Origin of the sequence: Nitrosomonas sp. (assembly GCF_019752415.1) — a bacterium.
Classification (GTDB): domain Bacteria; phylum Pseudomonadota; class Gammaproteobacteria; order Burkholderiales; family Nitrosomonadaceae; genus Nitrosomonas.
This window is the reverse complement of the sequence record NZ_JAIEME010000063.1, coordinates 1-20,301: the sequence shown is the minus strand read 5'-3', so window position 1 is coordinate 20,301 and position 20,301 is coordinate 1. Positions and strand designations below refer to the sequence as shown.

Here is a 20,301-nt window from a genome sequence, read left to right as displayed (position 1 = left end):
ATTGGTATCAGATTCTAAAGAATTTCTTTCTGATCGTTGTTACTCTTCTTCTTCAAGAAGCGATCAAGAATTTGATTGAGTTGGTCCGGGTTAAAAGGTTTAGGCAGGAAAGCATTCATTCCTGCTTTTATGAATTCTTGTTGATCATGTTCTTTCGTGTTAGCGGTTAAAGCAATAATCGGCATATCAGTCAGGTGCAAATCTTGGCGAATGTGCTGAGTCGCTTCCAGCCCATCCATTTCCGGCATTTGGATATCCATAAAGATTAAATCGAACGGATGAGACTCTGATGTTCTGAGTAAATCCAGGCATTCAACGCCATTTTGCGCAAGACTTACGGTTATTCCCAGAGTACTTAACAAGTCAGAGATCAGTAATTGATTGACTTCATTGTCTTCGGTAATCAGGATATGTGCACCGGCGAATTGCTTTCGGGCAACGCTGTTCCCTTGTTTCTGATTGTTTTTGTCAGCAGTTTCGCTAAAAAGCGCTGCAACGGTATCAACCAAGCCTAATGGTGTGAACGGTTGGATCAGGACGCGGGTTACTTGTTGCGTTTCAATTTCTTTAGAAAATAGGGAATCCTCTAGATTGTTGGTGATCAGCACGATTCTAGGCCGGCGTAAATCGGGCAGTGCAGCCACAATCGCATGGATGGTCTCGCGATATCCCATATTGGGGAAATGCGTGGTGAACAACAGCAAATCGAATGGTAAGGAATCGGGATCAGCAAGCTGTTTAAGGGCTTCAACATTGCTGCTGTTAGCAACAGCGTTCCAGCCCAGAGATTGCGCTATTTCCAAGAGGACTGCACGGGTTGTTGCATGATCATCAATAATCATCACCTTAAGCGACCGAAGCGGCTCGGGGAGGGATACCCAGGGATCCTGGTGATGGTCTATCCGATGCAATTGAATCGTACAATGAAACCGGCTGCCTTTGCCATAGTGACTTTCGGCCACGATATCGCCGTTCATTTGCTGGGCTAGCCGATGTGAGATGGACAAGCCTAAACCGGTTCCGCCAAAACGGCGTGTAATGGAACTATCGGCTTGCGAAAACGCTTTGAAAAGATCCGCCATCTGCTCGCTGGTTATGCCGATACCGCTGTCGGTTATGCTGAAAGCAAGGGTGGCCGTTTCAGAATCTTCGCTGTTCTCAATTGTGATGCGGATAATCACTTCACCTTGGTCAGTGAACTTAATCGCATTGTTAGTAAGGTTGACGAATATCTGACTTAACCGTAACGGGTCGCCGGTAAAATGCCTGGGGACATTCGGCGCTACATAAAAAAGCACATCGACAGCTTTGTCTTTTGCTGCTATTGAAGCCATTGCCGATAGATTTTCCAGGATATTATTCAAATCGAATGGAATGTTATCCAATTCGATTTTATTTGCCTCGATCTTGGAATAATCCAAAATGTCGTTAATGACACCTAACAGAATCTTCGAAGACCCTTCAATGTTGCGTAAATAGGCGCTCTGCTGGGAGTCAAGCGAGCTTTTGCTCAACAGATAAGCGATGCCCAGTACGGCATTCATCGGTGTGCGAATTTCATGTGACATCATGGCTAAGAAGCGGGTTTTGGCAATGCTGGCAGCTTCTGCTTGCTGACGTGCGTGTATCAGCATGGTTTCGCGTTCTTTCCGGCTGGTAATGTCCTGATGGGTTCCAAACATCATTAATGGCTTGCCGTCATCTGTCCAGCTCGATACTCTGCCACGATCCAGCACCCAGATCCAATGACCTGCTCTGTGCTGCATTCGTGCTTCACATTCGTAATAGGGAATTTTCCCGGAGAAATGATCGTTAAGGAGTGCTTCGGATTGCTTTAAGTCATCCGGGTGAGCAAACTTGAGCCATGTTTCAATGGATGTGGGTGCAAGTTCATCAAGGGTGTAGCCGATTATCTCTGCCCAGCGCTGGTTGAAAATAACCTCACCGCTTTGCACATTCCATTCCCAGGTACCGATATGCGTTCCTTCAATGATATTGGATAAGCGCAGGCGTTGGTATTCCAGTTCCTTAGTATGTTGTTTGCGACTGGTAATGTCGCGCGATGAGGCATAAATCAGTTTCTTTCCTGAGATCTCCAGCCTTCTGGCGTTGATTTCAACATGAAAAATAGTGCCGTCTTTACGCCGGTGAAGCGTCTCAAAAACGCGTGGCGTTTTTGAGACTTCACGCACCGCGCTGATCAGTTTTTCTTTCGGGATCATGGCATCCCAGTCCATGACATTGAGTTGGGTAGTTTCTTCGAAGGTATAACCGAGCATCATGGCGAATGAACGGCTAAATTCCACGATATTTCCATCTTCATCCAAAATATGGACGCCATCACTGGCGAGGTCTAGTAAGGCTTCAAATTTTAGGGATATATTTTTTAGTTCCGTGATGTCTGTGGCATAGCCATTCCAGATGGTACTTCCATCATTCTGTTTCTCGGGTTTTGATTGTGTATGTACCCACTTGATTTCATTCTGCGCGGTAACAATCCGGAACTCGGAGCGCCAATCATTCAGTGTATTTAAAGATTCCTGGATCGACAGATTGAGTGATTTGGAATCCTCGGAATGAATGAGTGAAAATACTGGAGAAGCATCTGAGATTACTGATTCAGGAGAGATGCCAAAAACATCGATGATTCCTCTACTAACATAAGGCAGGCAACTTCGCCCGTCGGGGAAAAGCTGGAACTGGTAAATAAAGCCAGGAATATTATTGGATAAACTTTCAAGGAATTTATGACTCTTGACGAGCTGGTTTTCCAGATTCTTGCGTGCTGTGATATCGATCAGGGTAACCAGATAGTTTCTGGCGGAAGTCGGAGATTCAAGCGGCGAGGCGGTCGCGATGACACTACGTAGCGAGCCGTCCTTACAGCGGATTATGACGTCAATAGGCTCGAAATCCGTATTATCCCTTAATGCTTTTTCCAGATTCCTATTCCATGTTTCCGCCACCCACTGGCGATATGCGCTATCCGGGTAAGCTTTCGGCCACCAATCAGCCAATGTGGGTATATCTTTCAATGTATACCCAAATAATTGAACAAATGATTTGTTTAAAAAGATGATATTTTTGTGTTCATCATTCACTGCCTTGGGTATAGGAGATGAATCAATGATCGCGTAAAGCTTGGCTTCACTTTTTCGCAATTCTGCTTCAACCTGGTTGCGCTCAGCAAATAGCACACTGACAAACTGTGCTGTGAGCGAGATACCGAGGACAAAGATATTCATGTCGAAAATCTGCGGATTCTCATTCACGACAAAGGGGCCGAATCCGTGTGATGTCTCAAACAATGCCAGTACGGTAATACCGCTGCAAATAAGGGATACAACAGCTAATCCGCTTTTTATCGCAATCCATAGTAAAAGGGGAACATAGATGACTAGCGCCAGGGCAATGCCGCCGATAGGAGTGTCGCCGAAAACCAGCCAGGTTGCAGGCAGCATCAGAACAATCGGTACGGTCGCGCTTTGAGTGGATAGCAGGACACTTTTGATACGATCGGACGAGGAAAAGAGAATCAGTAAAAATGGGGTAACCAGGAGTTGCCCCAAGCAGTTTCCAAACCACCAGTATGTCCAGGTTTGTAAGTAGCTCTGTGACTCTTGAATGACATTAAAGAAGAGCAGCGTTGCAGTGCCAAGGGTGGCGCTAAATGGCTGGAGAATTAAAAAAATTAAGGTGGCCAGGCGGCTGAAGTCATGTACGCTGCTAAGCGCTGGATCAAGCTTCCAGCGTTTAAACAAGGTTGCCCCAATCACTGCTTCGATGCTGTTAATGGCAGAAATAGTCAGGGATGGCAAAAATTCAAGGCCAGTGCTTAAAGCGAGCGCGAGTTGTCCCAAAAAAATACCTGGCCAAACCCTGCGGCCAAACAGGATGATAGCGGCCAGTGCAATACCTTCAGCCACAAAGAAAACCGGGGTGACAATGAAATGCGAGACAGTAATTAAAAAACTAATATGCCCAAAGGTAAAGTACAAGGCAGCTAATACCAAAATCTGAAAGATATAATAACGGTATGAGGCTGGTTGATTGCTGCTTGGCATAGATAGTGGCTTATAGATATTGAATAAACAGTTAAAGCCGAATCGAGTGGAAGAATTTGAGTAGTAAAGCCATAGATGTAGAGATTATCACGGCAATGATTAAAACAAAATATTCGCTAGAGCTGATCGGTATCCGGGTGTTTTTTCATTTGTAGATAGCTTCATGTTCTGTCTGCACAGTGCTGCGCGAACACTCAAAACCAAACAGAAACTTCGCTGGCGATAGTTGATTTTCCTCGGAATATGCGAGTGCCTTGTTTTTATAAGGTTGTTCCTTTTGTGTGATTTTTTCTGGTATCTATATAATTATTAGTGATTTGTGTTTTTTGATATTCGTTGGATTTTGGTATTGATTGCTTCAAAGTGCTTTATTATCAAGTTATATCCGAGCTCAACAGGTAGAATACTCAATTGAATATATAAATAATGCCATTTGGCTGGTCTGATCGGTCAATCAAAAGAATGTATTATGAGTAATCATATAATTTCAGTGCTTTGTTGTGCTGTACTTTCAAGCTTTTTATATTTGAATCGAATGGCATTATTCTGTGATGCTTCCTAACGATTGATTCAATACGGGACGCCTCTAACAGGCCAACTAAAAAACATTTTCGAGACAGCCGATGCAAGGCAAAACAGACGAAAAAGCGCAGTTTATGCTTAATAAATGAGCATTTTGAGTCTGTTTTTAACACTGCAGCGGCAACGCAGATAGTTTTTCAACGGCAAATTAAAGATATTTCTGAGCTATGTACTTAATAGCAGATGTTTTTCTTGCGGAACCAATAGGTTGAGTTTGTATCTGAATTAACAGTGAATTCTTTCAGGATGCCTAATTTTTATGCGCTTTCTCCCTGCACTGATGAAGCGGCCGAGTAGATTATGCTGTACTTAATATTTGTTATTGCAATGACGGCACTTATTGTCGGGCCGTCTTACTGGGTCAAACATACCCTTAAGAAGTACAGTTACCCTGATGATCGATATCCAGGTACTGGTGGAGAGCTGGCACGCATTTTATTGGACTGGGCCAACTTACAAGCGGTTAAGGTGGAGGTGACGGAGCAAGGTGATCATTATGATCCGCTAGAGAAAGCTGTGCGTTTGACAGCGGATAAATTTAACGGTAAATCGTTGACAGCAATAACCGTGGCTGCGCATGAAGTAGGGCATGCAATCCAAGACCGGGATGGTTATTTGCCGCTAAAATTACGTACGCGATTGATACAAATCGCTGCCCCAGCTGAAAAACTGGGTGCGGCTATTTTGATGATGGCTCCTGTCATTACAGTGATTACCCGGGCACCGGTCGCCGGTGCATTGTTTTTTGCCGGTGGCTTGTTAACGTTGGGTACCGCGACGGTCGTGCATTTGATTACTCTTCCGATGGAAATGCACGCGAGTTTTGCGCGCGCGCTGCCGATGCTGGAGCACGGTAAATATCTGATTCAAGGGGATGAGCCGCATGCACGCAAAATCCTGCGCGCCGCAGCCTGGACGTATGTTTCAGCCTCGCTCATGACATTGCTCAATATCGGCCGATGGTGGGCAATTCTTCGACGCTAGCTGTTTCGAATTTGTATGGCCCCAGTATTTATGCTATGTGCAGTCTTGACCCTGTCACATAAGCGACTTACCATGCGAGTATTCGATGGTAACTGCCCATTTAAATACAAGTAAAATAATCATCAGCAATATCTTCAGTTAAAAAGGACAAATATGATGCATTTGGTTAAACGACAAAAGGCAAAAGCCGAACGTGGGTTTACACTTCTTGAGTTGCTTGTTGTGATGGTCATCATTGGTCTGTTAGCTGCCTATGTCGGGCCGAAATACTTTTCACAAGTCGGAAAATCGGAAATTAAAATGGCTCAAGCGCAAATCGATGCGTTGGAAAAGGCATTGCATCAATATCGTTTAGATGTGGGAAGCTATCCAGCAACCGAGCTGGGATTAACTGCATTGGTCGCACGGCCCAATAATGAACCAAGATGGCAAGGGCCTTATCTTTCAAAATTGCCACCAGCGGATCCTTGGGGGCGTGCCTATGTCTATAAATATCCTGGCGAACGCGCGGAATTCGATTTACTCTCCTTCGGGAAGGATGGGCAGCAGGGCGGTGAGGGTGAAGCAGCTGATATCACGAATTGGTAAGTCCAAGTAATGCGTTATGAAGTGAAAGCAGTTTTATCCGGGCAGGGTACTGTGTACCTTGAACTGGAGGCTAACAGTGAAGAGGAGGCTCGTCTTCAGGTTGCTGAACAGGGTGGAATGGTTTTAAGTATACGGCGAAGCTTTTCAGGTTTTTCACTGAAATCGAAAAGCCATTTTCCATTGGTGCATTTCAGTCAGGAATTACTTTCACTTCAAACTGCAGGACTCAGTCTGGTAGAAAGTATTGAAACCTTGCTAGAAAAAGAACAAGACACCGGCAATCGCAAAATTATCCAGAATATCCTTGCAAGACTTTATGAAGGTGTAACCTTCTCCCAGGCATTGGGAGAGTTTCCCCAGGCATTCCCGCCTTTGTATATTGCAACAGTGCGTGCCAGTGAACGAACTGGAGATCTTGCGGAAGCTTTAACACGATTTATTACTTACCAAACCCAGATGGATTTTGTACGCAAGAAACTGGTCGGCGCATCGATCTATCCTGTGCTGTTACTGGTTATTGGTTTTCTGGTTTCTATCTTCTTGCTGGTATTTGTTGTTCCAAAATTTAGTGCCATTTATGACGATATGGGCAGTGATTTGCCCTGGCTTTCGCTATTATTGATTAAATGGGGGCATTTTGTTCATGAACGTGGCTTGGAATTGGCCATTGCAACGGTGATTCTGCTGGCCGTGACAATTTACACAGTAAGCCGGCCAGCCTTTCGCGCCAATGTCATGCGATTATTGTGGCGCATTCCCGCGATTGGAGAGCACATGCGTGTTTATCAATTGGCGCGTTTCTACAAAACATTGGGAATGCTGTTACGTGGCGGAATTCCGATTACACAAGCACTGGAAATGGTCAGTGGGTTGCTGCAACCGCATTTTCGTCCAAATGTGAATGCAGCGGCCAAGCATATTCGTGAAGGCAAAACGATTTCCAGCGCGATGGAACTCGAGGGACTAACAACTGCCGTGGGGAATCGTATGCTCCGCGTTGGCGAGAGAACTGGTTTGATGGGAGATATGATGGAGCGAATCGGTAATTTTCACGATGAGGAAATCGCCCGCTGGGTTGAGTGGACAACCAAACTGATTGAGCCGCTATTGATGGCGGTCATCGGCATTGTGATTGGCGGTATTATTATTCTTATGTATATGCCAATATTTGAATTGGCAGGAAGCATCAATTGATTGAAGCATCAATACAATCCGGGAACAAGCAACCGATTGATCTCAGTCGCCTGGCTGATGTCCGGCGGAGAGCATTCGAACAAGGCATTTCTGTTATCCAGATATTGGATGAAACCGGCGGCTATACACCCGATGAACTGGTACAACAGCTAGGAAAACTACTGCATATGCCGGTGCTGGAAATGAAAGCGATTCATGCCTTGAGTCCGGCATTTGATCGATTGCCTTTTGCGGAAGCAATCATGCATGAATGCGTATTATTTCGTCGAGACCAGAACTATTTGCTCGCTGTCAGCAATCCATTTTCAAACAAAATACGCGCATGGGCTGAAGAACGTTTTGATATGGCTGTTGAATGGTATTTGGTACATCCGGCTGACCTGACCGCTTTTTTTACTCAGCAAGAGAAAACCATGCGCGCCATGGATCAAGTATTACCTTCTACTGAGTTAGACAATATACAGAGCGGCATCGAAGACCTGTCTTTAAAAAGTATCAATGCGGGTACCAGCCAGGTTGTTCGGCTAGTGCATTCTACCTTGTATGACGCGCATAAATCCCAAGCCAGTGATATTCATCTGGAAATGACAACAGGCGCGCTCTCTATTAAATACCGCATCGATGGCGTATTAACATCCATTGGTGTGATGCAGGGTGCAGACTTGGCTGAGCAAGTCATTTCCCGGATCAAAGTGATGTCAGAATTGGATATCGCGGAGCGCCGGGTGCCGCAAGACGGCCGATTTAAGATTTCTATCCAGGGGCGGGAAATTGACTTTCGTGTCTCTATTATGCCGAGTATTTTCGGCGAAGATGCTGTCTTGCGTATTCTTGACCGGCAAGCGTTATCCGATCATATTGAAGGATTGACATTAAACCAGCTGGGTTTTAATCAAGCAGCCATTGCGATTATTCGCCGCCTTAGCTCGGAACCCTATGGGATGTTGCTAGTTACCGGTCCAACCGGCAGTGGTAAGACAACCTCGTTGTATGCTGCAATATCGGAAGTGAATCATGGTCACGACAAGATTGTTACCATTGAAGATCCAATTGAGTATCAGTTACCCGGTGTGTTGCAAATACCGGTTAACGAGAAAAAAGGACTGACCTTCGCGCGAGGGCTCCGGTCAATCCTGCGTCATGATCCTGACAAGATTATGGTGGGCGAAATTCGTGATGCTGAAACCGCGCAAATCGCCATACAGGCTGCGCTGACCGGGCATCTTGTATTTACAACGGTGCATGCGAATAATGTGTTTGATGTCATTGGGCGATTTTCCCATATGGGTGTGGATCCTTACAGCTTTGTGTCTGCCTTGAACGGAATCGTGGCACAAAGATTAGTGCGTTTGTTATGTGTACACTGCGCGGTGGACGAACGTCCGGATGATAAACTGATCGCAGAATCCGGAATTTCCGCCGAAGAAGCGAGTCAATTTAAGTTTCGAAGTGGAAAAGGTTGCGGCCAATGCCGGGGAAGCGGGTATCGGGGGAGAAATGCGATTGCCGAGATTTTGATTCTGAATGATGAAATCCGCGAACTCATTGTGGCGCAAGAGCCGATACGGCGTATCAAAGAAGCGGCGCGAAATAATGGCACGCGCTTTCTCCGGGAAGGTGCTTTAGATATGGTCAGGCAAGGACTAACCAGCTTAGAGGAGGCAAACCGTGTCACGATTGTGGCGTGATCAGATTGAAGTTTTTCTGGCGCCTGAACGGGTGGATTTGGTTCGTTCAGCGCGAGGTTTTAAGCCGGTTCAATCCGCTAAAGTGACAGTATTATGCGAACGTGTTCAAGGTGCGCCTATTTGGGAATCCGCCTTGCGCCAATTGGAAGAGAAGCTGGGGGATGCGGCTGGCACGGAACTGGCGGTGACGCTGTCGAATCATTTTGTACGCTATGTTGCGTTGCCGCCGCAAGCAGAAATAACCTCGCCTGAGGAAGTGAAGACTTATGCCACTTTTCGTGTGCGCGAAGTTTATGCGGAGCGTGTTGATTCTTGGATACTCAGTATCAGCGAATGGAGTCCAGTGTATGGTGCGGTTTGTGCGGCAATACCTCGTGATTTGATGGCGCGGGTGGAAGATCTGGCCGCACGCTATCAATTTAAACTGAAAGAAATCGAGCCTTATTTGGCATCCGCTTATGATCGATGGCAAAAGCTGTTGCGCGGCAATAAAATGTACTTTGCTGTGATAGAAACTGGGCGAATTTGTATTGCGCTATCGGTAAACGGAATTTGGTACAGCATACGTAATCAGCGAATTCTGCAAAATGCGGGGGATGAGCTTCTCGCTGCGCTGGACCAGGAGGCGGTACTGTCCGGAAATAAAGAAGCTATTGAGCTGGTTTACATGTTTGCGCCTGAGCATCCGGATTTAATGTTGCCTGAGAACTGTGGATGGCGTGCTGTGCCGATACAAACCGAGCAAATACCCGCGCTTGCGCATTATCCAACTGTGCCGGCCGATTATGCCAGGATGAACCAATGCCTCGCTTAAGATTAAAATTTCCCGATCATGGGCAGTCCGTTCCGCATATTGATTATTCAATCCTGTTCATTGGATTGTTAATTCTTACCGGTGTGCTTTTGCAATTCCAGCAAATCACGGAAGAAGTGAATTACTGGACTAATCGCGTCGAACGCTTGGAGAAACAGCAGCAACAAAAAGCGCCGCCACGTACTCGTGGAACACCACGGGTCAAAGAATTCAGTCAGGAAATTCGCAAAGAAATCATCCAAGCCAATGCGGTTTTGGATCAAATGAATTTACCCTGGGAGGCCTTATTTGATTCAATCGAAAATGCGGCTACTGAAGAAATCGCGTTATTATCATTGCAACCAACTGTCTCCAGCCGGACATTACGTATCAGTGGTGAAGCCAAGAATATGTCCGAGTTACTTGATTTTGTAGAAGCATTAGAACTGGAATTGACTTTTGAAAATGTGCATTTGTTAAATTACAAGATTAAACAAGATAATCCACATCGTCCGATTATTTTTCTTCTGACTGCAGCATGGATTCAGACCTCTTGAAAACTGAAACATTCCAAACACAATTAAATCAACTGGCGATGCTGCTGCGTTGGCAGGTAGGCCGCCTTGGTAATATTGGTAAGATCGGCCTAGGCTTAATTGTGGCTACCGGCATCTATTTTTTCTCGACGGTTTTGCCGCAAGAATCAATGCTGCTGAAACTGAAAGAACGCGCTGATCTGCTTCAGATGCAGGCGTTATCCAAACAAATGCCCGGCGAAACAGAAAGCGGAAAACAAATGAGTGGTGAACAAGCACTGCAAGCGTTTTATGAGTTTTTTCCACGTATTGACTCATCACCATTCTGGATTCGTGAATTGGTGCAACTGGCTAAGAAACAAGGGGTGGAACTCAGCAGCAGTGAATATCGTCTGGTTAATGAAAATGATGCACGTTTAGCCCGGTATGAGATGATATTGCCGGTAAAAGGGAGATATCCTCAAATACGTGCTTTTATGGCTGATGCGCTTGAGACTGTTCCTGCGATGGCAATTTCCGCTATCGCCATTAAACGTGAGAGTGTTACCTCTGAAAAACTTGAAGCGCGTCTTGAAATTAATCTTTTCTTGAATAAATAAGATGGATCAAGCTGAGAAAAAGCGAAAATTGATGGTAGGGGGTGCATTGATTGCAACATTGATCGCTGCAGTGCTGGTTGACGAGGAAGAGACAGTCATTGATACCGTGGATACCATACAAACGGTCAAGCCATCCGGTGATCGAGTAAGGAATCAGGAAAACAATGTTGAACAACTGGATGTGAGTAAATTGGGGCAAAGAAAATTCAGCGCTCTGGCTGGTGAGCTTTTCGCATCCACTACTTGGGCGCCTAAGCAACCTCAAGTCAATTTGCAAGAACAAGCTGCTATCGCAGCAGAAGCGGTTAAATCAATTAAATCCACTCCTCCACCCGCGCCAACAGCACCCCCTTTACAATTTAAATATGCTGGAAAAGCAATTTCAGACAATGAAACATGGATTTTTCTCTCTCAGGCTGGGGAAAATCTCATCACTAAACTGGGTGGAAAAATTAACGATAAATACCGGCTCGACTCAATCAATGACGATGCGATTACAATGACTTATTTGCCACTTAATGTAAAGCAAACGCTGACGATCAATAATACGATAGCAGGGGCTTTCCGATGAAAAGCTGGAAAACGATTGTCCTAATCATTCTGTTCATAACTCTTGCTGGGTGTGCGATTAATAACCGAACATTCGGAACCCGGAATTTGGCGTTCGATGATGGGCAAAAGTTGATTGCGCAAGGTCAGTTTGAAAGCGGGCTTGCAAAACTAGAGCAAGCGCGACGTGAGGAACCTGAAAATAAGGAGATTCAAACAGTATCTATACGTCTGGTTGGAGAAGTAGTTGGCAAACTTCAATTTGATGCTGAGAACTTACGCTTGTCTGGAGATCTGGAGCGTGCAGAACAAGCATTTCAACGCATCTTAAATCTCTATCCATTCAATGAACGCGCTAAGGAGGGTATCGAGTTAATAGCATTGGAGCGCCGCCATATCGCAGCAGTTGATGCCGCCAGAGCATTGTTGGTGCGCAATGATGTGTTGGGGGCAGAAACAATGGTACGAGCCATTTTGCAGGAGAATCCGCAGCAGTCGTATGCGCGTCAGTTGATTTCAGAGATTAACTCAAGATTGACGCGACCTGAAGTGACTGATTTGGCACTGGAATCAGCCTTCAAGAAAGCGGTGACAATGGAATTTAAAGATACTGATTTAAAAACCGTGTTTGAGTTGATGTCCCGCACGGCGGGAATTAATTTTGTTTTTGATAAAGATATAAGACAGGATACCAAACTGTCCATATTTGTCCGGCAAAACACTATCGAAGATATACTGAAGTTGATTCTTACGACCAATCAATTAGCCTACAAGGTGCTCAATAGTAATTCGTTGTTGATTTACCCGAATACGCCAGCCAAGTTGAAAGATTATCAGGAACTGGTCGTACGCAGTTTTCAAATTGCGCATACTGATGTCAAGCAAATGGTAGCGATGATTAGAGGCATCGTTAAAGCGAAAGACATTTATGTCAACGAGCAACTTAATCTGTTTATCATGCGCGATACGCTGGAAGCGATTCGTTTAACTGAGCGATTAGTAAGCTTGAATGATTATGCAGAGCCAGAGGTCATGCTCGAAGTCACCATTCTGGATATTACGCGTACTAACAAATTTTTATTGGGACCTAATTTCCCTCAGTCGCTGCAATTTAACTATGCTGGACAAGCAGTTGTTGGTGCTCCAGCGGCCTTACTCAGTAACTTTGGCTTTTCTGGACTCAAAAGTTTCGGTATGACTAGTCAAGCCAAAGTCGATTTCCTGCAAAACCTTTCAACGGGAGATATATTGGCTAACCCCAGGATTCGAGTCAATAATCGGGAAAAAGCTAAAATTCATGTGGGTACCAAGCAACCCTTCTTCACGGCCAATGTGCAGCCGGGTATTAGTTCTATCGTTACCTCAACGCCGACTTTTATTGATTTAGGGGTTAAGCTCGATGTTGAGCCTCGTATTGGCATAAACGATGACATAACACTAAAAGTTACCCTGGAAGTAAGCTCTTTAATAAATACTATAACAGGTCCGGGTGGAGCGACGGCTCCCGTTGTCGGAACGCGAAATGCTGAAACTATGCTGACTATAAAAGATGGAGAAACGCAAGTTATAGCTGGGCTTATTGATAATCGAGAATCTAGAAAAGTGGGCGGTCTCGCAGGGTTATTAAATATTCCTGGATTGGACCGACTGACGTCCAATCAAGATATTGAAAGAACGAAGAATGAGGTCGTTCTGCTCATAACCCCACGAATTGTTCGTAATATTCCAAGACCAATTAACTTAGAAAACGAATACCACTTTGGTACGGCAAGTGATGCGGGTAAATTACCGGTTACCATTAAAAAGACTGCAGCGCAATCACTGGCCATTGCTCCGGCTGGATCGGGGCGTGGTGGCGTAAGAAGCATAGCGGATGCTTTCGCACCATCGGATGATCAAAATCCTCCCCCGAATCCTTTTGCTAGTGCTGCTTCGAGCGCAACGGCTACTCCAGCACTTACGCTACAAGCGCCATCCAACGTAGGCTTGGATAAAGAATTTTCGGTTAATGTCAGGCTGGTTGGTGCAAAAGCTATGGTTAATACGGACCTACAATTAACTTACGAGGCCAGTATGTTGGAGGCGCTGGATGGTGGAGATAAATCCGGAACACGTACAATCAAGTTAGGTAAAGATCAAACGTCTGGTTTGGCGACACAAATACGCTTTAAGGTGATTGCTGCAAACCCAGGCGCAACAGAAATTAATATCCAGAATGCAGTCGCAGAAGACCTGGAAAATGGCACCTCAGTTGAAGTAACACTGCCGCCCCCCGTCAGTATTAATGTCAAATAAGCGGGGCATGCAGCATTTACTCGGAATCTCTGAAAAACACAGGGGTTTTACGCTGATTGAGCTAATGATTGTTGTGGCGATCATGGCCATTCTGGCCACAGCAGCAATGCCGTTGCGCGAACTCATGGTGAAGCGTGAAAAGGAACAAGAGTTGCGCGTTGCACTACGGCAGATACGCTCGGCGATTGACGCCTATAAACAAGCAGTAGACGAAGGGCGTGTTACCAAGAAAGCCGATGAATCCGGTTATCCACCCAGGCTAGAAGAATTATTCATGGGGGTGCCAGATGTTAAGAGTCCGGATAAAAAGATAATTTATTTTCTGCGCCGCTTACCCAGGGATCCTATGTTTATTGAGCTGGATGTCGTCGGGATAACGGCAACTCCAGCTGTAGACACCTGGGGAAGGCGTAGTTATGAGAGTCCATGGGATAGTCCCAAAGAAGGTGATGATGTTTTTGATGTTCACTCACGTTCAGAAGGCATCGGTCTTAATGGCATTCCATATCGGGATTGGTGATTGTTATGCTGTTTTGCAAGCCGAAGTACAAAGGATTTACACTGATCGAACTACTGGTGGTCATGGCAATCATCGCCACTTTATTAAGTATTGTTGCGCCGCGCTATTTCAATTCGCTCGATAAGGCCAAGGAGGCCGTTCTGCAGCAGGATCTCGGTATCATGCGTAACGCGATTGATCAGTTTTATTCTGATTTTGGGAAGTATCCCATTGATCTGGAGGAATTGGTCGACAAGCGGTATTTACGTAGTGTTCCGGTAGATCCATTCACTGAGAATAACAAAACCTGGATTGAAGTGCCTCCTAAAAATCCTACTGAAACAGGCGTCTATGATGTTCACAGCGGCTATTCAGGACGGGCATCGGATGGTACGTTTTATGAAGAATGGTAAGCGATGCCAATTTGCTCGACTTTTCACAGCGAAAGTAGTATGCCGCAGCTAGAAAATGGTTTTGTTTATCTATGGGCTTTGTTTGCAGTTGCTTTGGCTGGGATTGTAATGGCAGGAACGGGACAGGTGTGGCAAGCCAAATCTCAGCGGGAGAAAGAAGCTGAATTGTTGTACATAGGCGAAGAATTCCGTAAAGCAATCATGTCTTATTACAATACAGGCACTAAACAATATCCAGAATCACTGGAAGATTTGCTTCAGGACAAACGCACACCGGCTATTAAACGCCATTTGCGTAAAATCTATACGGATCCGGTAATGAACACAGTTGAGTGGGGTATCGTTGAGGAACCGCCACCCAGCAGTAACGCAGCTGCCAATAAGACCGCAGCGCCTGGTAATAGCCCGGCACCCAATAAGAACCCAACATCCGGTAATAGTGCCGCGCCTAACAATAATCCGGCAGCCAGTAACAGCCTGGGGGCCAATAATCCGGCATCCGGTAATATTTCGACAGCCAATAATACCACGGCACCCAACAGTGCCCCGGCATCCAACAATACAGTGCCAAATACTGGCTCAGTAACAACCTCCAATATTAGTAAGAGAATTATTGGGGTATATAGCCTCTCTGAAAGAAAGCCGATTAAGAAGGATAAATTTCCTGAACATTTTGCCAAATTCTCGGAAGCACTAACCTACCAGGATTGGAAGTTTGTTTATAAGCCAGGCGATACCAGCGGCTCGACAAAACCAGCATCGACTCCAGCAAAACCCAACGCGGTTTCACCAACCGCTTCGCCCTTTGCACCCCAATCTTCATCGAAGACAAATCCTTCGCCCCCTTCTCCGGGAAATGCTTCACCCTTTGCACCGCAATCTTCAGCACCGTCGAATCCCAGTGCGCCCTCATCGGGCTTTCCATCGCAACAATAGCGGTAATTTTATAAGACCAGCATTCTATCCTCCTCAGGTACTGGAGTTGTGGATCAACTCGATCCGAATGACGAGATTTCGTGGCCTTGTCGGATGAGAATTGCGGAAATATGAAAAATCTCATGGTAATGGCGGGGATTTATACACGAACAATTGCCACTGCATCATTGACAGCAGTCAAAATCTAAGTCTAAGTTATCAATAAAAGGAAACGATAAGTTTCAGTATTTGTATGAATATCGAATTACAGTACGTTATTGAGTCATGTCAAATGATTCAGAGCTTCTCACTGATGTAAGACAATGCTGATGTTAATTAATTGTCCTTTTATGTTAGTCTGTTTTTTATTGGTGCTTCCTACTGAATCTGCCATTCGATTGTTTAATTAGAATATGCCCATTACAGTCCTCTCCGCTATGAAAGAAACAGTTTAACGGTCTCTCATTTATCGAATTTTGAACCGGAAAACCCACGTATTTGCAGCGATTTTTTGAGAAATGAAAAATAGTTGAAATTGTAAACCAGTAATTTGTAGGGATTACTCAATACAAATTGCTATGCCAAATGGGTATGGAATATGAGTGAATACATAAAGATACTGATCGTTGAAGATGAAAAGATTGTTGCAGTCGATCTGAAAAGACGCCTGACCAAATTAGGTTACCAAGTCACAGGAATGGCTGCCAGCGGTCATAAAGCGCTAGCGTTGATAGATCAGGAATTGCCCATATTGTGTTGATGGACATTCACATACAGGGAGATATTGATGGCGTGGAAGCTGCCACCCTACTGCAAAAAACACATAGTATTCCAGTCATTTACCTGACTGCTTACTCTGAAGAAAAAACCCTGACTCGAGCCAGCGCAACCAAACCCTACGGCTATTTGTTAAAACCGTTCTCCGATAGAGAATTACACATCATTATCCAAATTAGCATAGAGCGTTACCAAAGTGACATTCGGCTCATAAAAAATGAGCAACACTTTCGTCTTGCACTGGAAGCTGCACGGCTGGGCACATGGGAGACAACAACAGATTCTCATGAGATATTCATGGGTAAAAGTCCTGAGGGAAATCTTCAACCGATATCCGACTGGAAAAGCTTCTTTCGCACAATTAATGAAAGTGACAGGCAGAAAGTGTCTGAATTTATTGCTAAGCTACGTGGAAAGAAAGGTTCCACCGCTGAGATAGAGTTTCGTGTTATTTCTGATGCAGGGAAAAACTATTGGTATAAATTGTATGGCAAGTCATTTAAAAATCGCAACGCAGGAAAACATCAAATAATTGGTGTTTTGCAAGAAACAACCGAGAGCCATCTTGCAAAAGATCGATTAGCACAAGCTGCTACCGTTTTTGAATGTGCTACAGAAGGTATCATTATTCTTAATAAGGATAGGCAGTTTAGTTGTGCCAATAACGCCTTTTATGAGATTACTAAGTTTCAACCGCGTAATCTAAGAAATAAAGAATTACCATTTCTAACCAGCCGTTCTCTGGGCGAAGATAGCTACAGTAATATATGGCAAGGTATCGATAAGGATGGTCATTGGCGAGGTGAAATCAAAGCATCCAAGAGAAATAATGAAACCATGTATGCCTGGTTAACGATTGGATTCATTCCGGCGGCTGTCAGTGATGAGAAACAATTCGTTGTGATGATATCGGATATTACAGCTATCCGGGAAACACGAGAGCAGCTTACACAGACTGCGTATTACGATAGTCTAACAAATTTGCCTAACCGTATGTTGACCATGGATCGGCTAAAACAAGCTCTTGCAAAAGCTTCGCGAGACGCGTCGCTGCTGGGTGTTTTGTTTGTCGATCTGGATAACTTTAAACGCATTAATGATACCCTGGGCCATAGGCACGGTGATTCGATGCTGTGTTTCGTTTCACAAAGAATACTTGCGGTATTGCGGGAAAGCGACACATTGGGAAGGCTGGGCGGCGATGAATTTATCGTGATTGTAACGAATGTCGAATCCCGCGATGCGCTTATCAAAGTCGCTGAAAAAATACTGGAGTGTCTCTCTAGTCCAGTGGTCATTAGCAATATGGAGGTTGTTCCATCTTGCAGTATCGGCATCAGTGTTTGCCCGGATCATTCCAATCACCCCGATGATTTATTGCAAATGGCGGATACGGCCATGTACGAAGCAAAGAACAAGGGACGTAACCGTTACGCTTTTTACCACCCCACTTTGACGCAACAGGCCGTCCATTACATGACGCGAGAAAGGGAGCTGCATCATGCTTTAATGAAAAATGAATTTCTGCTTCATTACCAGCCACAATATTCTTTAGCGCAGAAAAAAATAACTGGAGTTGAAGCGTTGATCCGCTGGCAACACCCTGTTAAAGGATTGTTGTCTCCCGCAGAAATTATCCCTGTCGCTGAAACTAGTCGACTTATCGTTGAAATTGGCAACTGGATTCTGACGGAAGCATGCAGACAACTTAACCAATGGCGAGCCGAAGGCCTAAATGATTTGCGAATTGCCGTTAACATTTCAATCCGCCAGCTTGCGGATAAGCACCTGCAAAAATTTATTGCAGAATTATTGCAGCAGTATTCTTTGCCTGCTCACTTACTCGAACTGGAAATCACAGAATCCTGCTTGCAGGATGAATTAATTTACATTACCTGTTTAGAAAAATTGGAAAGTCTGGGAATAACTATTTCCATCGATGATTTTGGAACAGGGTATTCCTGCTTGAGTTCATTAAAGAATCTCCCGATACACCGGTTAAAAATTGATCAAAGTTTCGTGAAAAATATACCACACGATAACAATGATTGTGCCATTGCGGCGGCTATTCTGGCATTGGCCCAAAAGCTCAACCTGCAAGTTACTGCAGAAGGTATCGAAACATACGATCAAATTGATTTTCTTAATAATCTTGGTTGTGATGAATTGCAAGGTTATTTGCTCAGCAAACCGGTCGATCCTGAACAGATTCCTTATTTAATCAAGATATTGCCGGATCGTCTGAGGGCATTAAAATTTTAAATTTTTTCCTGTTTATAGTTTATTCAGATTAATTAAAAATATGCTGCTGACCCATTTCGGTAATTTCACGAATCCAAAAGAGTTGATGCAGCTTGCGGTGGAAGCTTCTCCCAATGGCATGGTTATGACGAATTCTGATGGAAAAATTGTCATGGTTAATTCTGCGACTGAAAATCTATTTGGCTATTCCAGGCAAGAATTAATCGGTCAACCTCTTGAAATACTTGTCCCTGAACGATTCCGGAAGCAGCATCCTGGATATCGGCAAGCCTATATCAGCGAATCAAAATCACGCCCGATGGGTCATGGCAGAGAACTCTATGGTTTGAACAAGAACGGAAAAGAATTTCCGGTTGAAGTGGGTCTGAACCCGGTTGAAACTGAGAATGACGGTATTTTTGTATTAGCTGCTATTGTCGATATCACTGATCGCAGACATGCTGAGGGAATGATACACCTGTCAGTTGAAGCTTCTCCCAACGGTATGGTTATGACCGATCATACTGGAAAAATTATGATGGTAAATTCTACGACTGAGGAATTATTCGGTTATCAACGTGAAGAATTGGTAGGCCAATCTATTGAGATTTTGATACCGGACTCGCATCGCGGGCATCATCCACAATTAAGAGGTAATTATCTAAAGAATCCAAGTAGACGTTCTATGGGCCATGGCAGGGATCTTTATGGTTTGCACAAGGGCGGAAAAGAATTTCCCGTTGAAGTGGGGCTGAATCCGATCCAAACGCCCAGCGGTATTGTGGTACTTGCTTCCGTTATTGATATTACCGAACGGAAGCAACAAGAAGAACAGCTCAAAGCAGCATTGAAAGAAAAGGATTTATTTTTGGCGGAAATACATCACAGGGTGAAGAACAACCTTCAGATTATCGATAGCCTGCTTGGTATGCAGTCTGATTTGTTATTTAATAGTACGGCTATCTCTGTTTTGAAAGAAAGTCAAAACAGAGTGAAATCCATGGCTTTGATACATCAAATCTTATATGAATCATTGGATTTTTCTCGCGTTGATTTTTCCAGCGTTACTCAATCCTTAGTCGATAGCCTTTCGACTTCTTATGCCATAGATACTTCCAGAATAAGAATTAATATTGATGTTGATCAAGTATTTCTTTCAATCGATACAAGTATTCCTTTAGGATTAATTCTTAATGAGCTATGCTCGAACGCGATGAAATATGCATTTCCTGAGAACGATTCTGGAAATATTAATATCACTTTAAAGCATTTGAATCCAAAAATTTTACAGGTACTCATTACTGATGACGGTATAGGCATACCGGAGGAGCTAGATATCGAAAATATTGCCTCTCTTGGCCTACAGCTTGTTCATTTGTTGAGTGAACAGATTTCAGCGGAATTGATTATTCATCGTAGAAATCCGACGAGTTTTCATCTCAATGTTCCGTTATCTATCGAGTAGGCAGACTACATCCAGTTGAGTGAAGTATTAACAGGCTGTTGCAAAACGTTTTCGAGGCAGCCGATGCAAGGCAAAAACAGGCGAAAAAGCGCAGTTTATGCTTAATAAATGAGCATTTT

The 20,301-nt window shown here is 44.4% G+C and carries 16 protein-coding genes; 15 read left to right on the top strand and 1 reads right to left on the bottom strand.

Annotated features, from left to right (window positions below):
- Nucleotides 1-14: 14 nt before the first annotated feature.
- On the bottom strand, nt 15-4,064 hold the full coding sequence (locus tag K2P83_RS10450; RefSeq protein ID WP_292928917.1) for a PAS domain S-box protein: 4,050 nt from the start codon (nt 4,062-4,064) through the stop codon (nt 15-17).
- Nucleotides 4,065-4,946: 882 nt separating this feature from the next.
- Here K2P83_RS10450 and K2P83_RS10445 point away from each other — a divergent pair.
- The 15 genes from K2P83_RS10445 (at nt 4,947) to K2P83_RS10375 (ending at nt 20,182) form a co-directional block, all read left to right on the top strand.
- Nucleotides 4,947-5,630: a zinc metallopeptidase gene (locus K2P83_RS10445; RefSeq protein ID WP_292928916.1), complete on the top strand. Its 684-nt coding sequence runs from the start codon at nt 4,947-4,949 to the stop codon at nt 5,628-5,630.
- Between the two features lie 153 nt (nt 5,631-5,783).
- Nucleotides 5,784-6,218, top strand: a complete 435-nt coding sequence (gene gspG / locus K2P83_RS10440) for a type II secretion system major pseudopilin GspG (protein WP_292928915.1) — start codon at nt 5,784-5,786, stop codon at nt 6,216-6,218.
- A 9-nt stretch (nt 6,219-6,227) separates the two neighbouring features.
- Complete coding sequence (locus K2P83_RS10435; RefSeq protein WP_292928914.1) at nt 6,228-7,412, top strand: type II secretion system F family protein; 1,185 nt, start codon at nt 6,228-6,230, stop codon at nt 7,410-7,412.
- Entirely contained in the window at nt 7,409-9,100 is a 1,692-nt protein-coding gene (locus K2P83_RS10430; protein WP_292928913.1) for a GspE/PulE family protein, read from the top strand. The genes K2P83_RS10435 and K2P83_RS10430 overlap by 4 nt, the downstream gene beginning before the upstream one ends.
- A complete protein-coding gene (locus tag K2P83_RS10425; RefSeq protein ID WP_292928912.1) occupies nt 9,081-9,914 on the top strand; it encodes a hypothetical protein in 834 nt (277 codons plus the stop codon). Before K2P83_RS10430 ends, K2P83_RS10425 begins: the two co-directional genes overlap by 20 nt.
- A complete protein-coding gene (locus tag K2P83_RS10420; protein WP_292928911.1) occupies nt 9,902-10,450 on the top strand; it encodes a PilN domain-containing protein in 549 nt (182 codons plus the stop codon). Before K2P83_RS10425 ends, K2P83_RS10420 begins: the two co-directional genes overlap by 13 nt.
- A complete protein-coding gene (locus tag K2P83_RS10415; protein WP_292928910.1) occupies nt 10,447-11,028 on the top strand; it encodes a hypothetical protein in 582 nt (193 codons plus the stop codon). Before K2P83_RS10420 ends, K2P83_RS10415 begins: the two co-directional genes overlap by 4 nt.
- A 1-nt stretch (nt 11,029) precedes the next feature.
- Nucleotides 11,030-11,599, top strand: coding sequence for a hypothetical protein (locus K2P83_RS10410; RefSeq protein WP_292928909.1), 570 nt, complete (start codon nt 11,030-11,032; stop codon nt 11,597-11,599).
- Nucleotides 11,596-13,872: a secretin and TonB N-terminal domain-containing protein gene (locus tag K2P83_RS10405; RefSeq protein WP_292928908.1), complete on the top strand. Its 2,277-nt coding sequence runs from the start codon at nt 11,596-11,598 to the stop codon at nt 13,870-13,872. Before K2P83_RS10410 ends, K2P83_RS10405 begins: the two co-directional genes overlap by 4 nt.
- Nucleotides 13,862-14,392: a type II secretion system protein gene (locus K2P83_RS10400; RefSeq protein ID WP_292928907.1), complete on the top strand. Its 531-nt coding sequence runs from the start codon at nt 13,862-13,864 to the stop codon at nt 14,390-14,392. The genes K2P83_RS10405 and K2P83_RS10400 overlap by 11 nt, the downstream gene beginning before the upstream one ends.
- A 5-nt stretch (nt 14,393-14,397) precedes the next feature.
- Entirely contained in the window at nt 14,398-14,784 is a 387-nt protein-coding gene (locus K2P83_RS10395) for a prepilin-type N-terminal cleavage/methylation domain-containing protein (RefSeq protein WP_292928906.1), read from the top strand.
- 39 nt (nt 14,785-14,823) lie between these two features.
- Nucleotides 14,824-15,720: a hypothetical protein gene (locus tag K2P83_RS10390; protein WP_292928905.1), complete on the top strand. Its 897-nt coding sequence runs from the start codon at nt 14,824-14,826 to the stop codon at nt 15,718-15,720.
- 577 nt (nt 15,721-16,297) lie between these two features.
- Nucleotides 16,298-16,459 carry a hypothetical protein gene (locus tag K2P83_RS10385; RefSeq protein WP_292928904.1) on the top strand — a complete coding sequence of 54 codons (162 nt, stop codon included), beginning with the start codon at nt 16,298-16,300 and terminating at the stop codon, nt 16,457-16,459.
- Nucleotides 16,459-18,738, top strand: coding sequence for an EAL domain-containing protein (locus tag K2P83_RS10380; protein ID WP_292928903.1), 2,280 nt, complete (start codon nt 16,459-16,461; stop codon nt 18,736-18,738). The genes K2P83_RS10385 and K2P83_RS10380 overlap by 1 nt, the downstream gene beginning before the upstream one ends.
- A 40-nt stretch (nt 18,739-18,778) precedes the next feature.
- The gene (locus K2P83_RS10375) at nt 18,779-20,182 is read left to right on the top strand and encodes a PAS domain S-box protein (protein WP_292928902.1); all 1,404 of its coding nucleotides are present in this window, start codon (nt 18,779-18,781) and stop codon (nt 20,180-20,182) included.
- Nucleotides 20,183-20,301: the final 119 nt, after the last annotated feature.